Below are 224 nucleotides of genomic sequence, written 5' to 3'. Positions count from 1 at the left end.
CCGGGTTACCATTGGATAACAGCAACGGATAGCGCTGCTTATCCGCCCGCACCGTAGTGGTAAATCGAGACAGAACATCCGGACGGTCCGGGAAAAACGTAATATGGCGAAAGCCTTCCGCTTCGCACTGGGTGCAATACATGCCATTGGACTGGTACAACCCTTCCAGCGCGGTATTGTTTTCCGGCTCAATATCGACCACGGAGGTGAGCGTACAGGCTTCA

The 224-nt window shown here is 54.0% G+C and carries 1 protein-coding gene; it reads right to left on the bottom strand.

Features of this window, described 5'->3' with window-relative positions:
- Positions 1-224, bottom strand: a 224-nt coding sequence (locus tag A3754_RS07395; protein ID WP_156496891.1) for a hypothetical protein, incomplete at both ends; no start/stop codon positions are given.

The organism is Alcanivorax sp. HI0083 (assembly GCF_001635175.1).
This window is presented reverse-complemented; position numbering and strand designations above follow the sequence as displayed.